Origin of the sequence: Streptococcus sp. A23 (genome assembly GCF_043674155.1) — a bacterium.
GTDB classification, from domain to species: Bacteria; Bacillota; Bacilli; order Lactobacillales; family Streptococcaceae; genus Streptococcus; species Streptococcus suis_V.
The window spans coordinates 1-1,875 of sequence record NZ_JBIMJP010000035.1; the positions used below are offsets into that span (position 1 = coordinate 1).

General features: G+C 41.6%; 2 protein-coding genes and 2 pseudogenes. 2 read left to right on the plus strand and 2 right to left on the minus strand.

Going from position 1 to position 1,875, the window contains the following annotated elements; genetic code table 11:
- The first annotated feature begins 183 nt into the window (after positions 1-183).
- Entirely contained in the window at positions 184-249 is a 66-nt protein-coding gene (locus ACHBIE_RS10730; protein ID WP_394733318.1) for a hypothetical protein, read from the plus strand.
- Between the two features lie 188 nt (positions 250-437).
- Here ACHBIE_RS10730 and ACHBIE_RS10735 read toward each other — a convergent pair.
- Positions 438-632: pseudogene (locus ACHBIE_RS10735) on the minus strand (transposase domain-containing protein); the annotation flags it as partial.
- A 60-nt stretch (positions 633-692) separates the two neighbouring features.
- On the opposite strand from ACHBIE_RS10735, the pseudogene ACHBIE_RS10740 reads away from it, so the two are divergent.
- A pseudogene (locus ACHBIE_RS10740) lies at positions 693-1,277 on the plus strand (transposase); the annotation flags it as partial.
- Between the two features lie 276 nt (positions 1,278-1,553).
- Here the strand turns inward: ACHBIE_RS10740 and ACHBIE_RS10745 are convergent.
- A partial coding sequence (locus ACHBIE_RS10745; protein WP_394733317.1) for an LPXTG cell wall anchor domain-containing protein occupies positions 1,554-1,875 on the minus strand: 322 nt, incomplete at its 5' end.

The window sequence follows — 1,875 nt, forward strand, 5'->3', positions numbered from 1 at the left end:
GAAACTACAACTTCTGAAGAAACGACGACTTCCGAAGAAACTACAACTTCTGTAGAAACAACTACTTCCGAAGAAACAACGACTTCTGAAGAAACGACGACTTCTGTTACACCTGCTAATGGTGATTCAGCTAAACCTAAGAAATCTAACTCTATCCTTCCAAATACTGGTTCATCTTCATCAATTGCGATCTTGATTGCTGGTTTAGCGGTATTTGCTTCTACTATTTTTTTAAAGAGAAGAAAATAAAGTGATTTAGCAAAACAATAATGGCTCTTTGTCAACAGTAGTGGGTAGACGAAATGTTTAGACCGAGAGAGGACGAACTTCGTTCTCTCTTTTTTTGGCTCTTTGTCAACTGTAACCGCCCAATAACAAAGTATATTGAAAAAGACTCCAAAGTCCTGTCGACTCTGCAAGCCTTTTCTATTTACATACTCTCTTATTTTTGTATCCCATGGCAAATAGGCCTCTAGCACCTCTTTTTTTGCGAGCGTCTCCTCGTTAGGTAAGTGTTCTAGAAGATAGGTCATATATTTCTCTGCATCTAGTCCATGTCGCTTAGCAGTTTCTAAAAGACTCCGAATGACAGCTGTCGACTTGGCTCCCTCAAAACTTTGGGAGAACAACCACCTTCACTTTGTCAATTCTAAGCTTAGGCTGAAACAGTCTATTCCCAGACTGTTTCACTCCCAAATGCCAAGATAGTACTTGACCGCTTTCATATCGAACAACACCTCAGCCGTGCTATGAACCGTGTCCGTATTCAAATTATGAATCAGTTCGACAGAAAATCCCACGAATACAAAGCGCTCAAACGCTACTGGAAACTGGTACAACAAGATAGCCGTAAACTTAGTGATAAGCGCTTCTATCGTCCGACCTTTCGCATGCACTTAACTAATCAGGAGATTGTCGCTAAACTAATCAGCTATTCTCAAGAACTACGGGAACATTACGAGCTCTATCAACTCTTGCTCTTCCACTTCCAAGAGAAGCAAGATGACCAGTTTTTTGGACTGATTGAGGAGAGGATTTCCAGCGTCAATCCTGTCTTTCAGACAGTTTCTAGAACATTTTTGAAGGACAGGGACAAGATTGTCAACGCCCTAAAACTGCCGTTCTCAAACGCTAAACAGGAAGCTACCAACAATCTCATCAAGGTCATAAAGCGCAATGCTTTTGGCTTCAGAAACTTTGAAAACTTCAAAACTCGCATTTTCATTGCTGTAAACATAAAACGAGAGAAGACAATTCCTGTCCTCTCTCGGTGTTAAATGGGTCGACCTTCTACAGTTGACAAAGAGCCCCCAAAAAGCCGAAAACGAGCAACTCCTAATTGGAATTGCTCGTTTTTTATATGCGAGTGGCTAGTTTTTGCCCAGCCCCTAGGTGTTAGCTTTTCGTCTAACCACTACAGTTGACAAAGAGCCTCTATATGACTAGATATATCAGATAGTAGAACCTCTTACTAAAAGGATAGCGAATCTTCCCCTTTCTATCGATGCAATCAAATAAATAGGAAGGATAAATTGAAATACAATTGATTATTCTTACTTATTGCGACGACGTTTTCCAACAAGTGCAAGAGCTGCTACAAGCATTGCTGCACCAAGTACAGTTGCTGAAGATGAAGCTTCACCAGTGTTTGGCAATTGGCCTGGAGATGCACTTGAAGGGGTTGCAGGTGTTCCTGGACGAGCTGGTTCAGGAGCAGCTGGGGTCATCGGTTTAGATGGTTCTTCTGGAGTATCTGGAGTATCTGGAGTATCTGGAGTAACTGGAATATAGTTGATAATTGTATCTGTTGTTGGATCATTTGGTACTGGTGGTGCTTCATAACCCTTCGTTGGATCTGCTGGATCGACTGGAGTC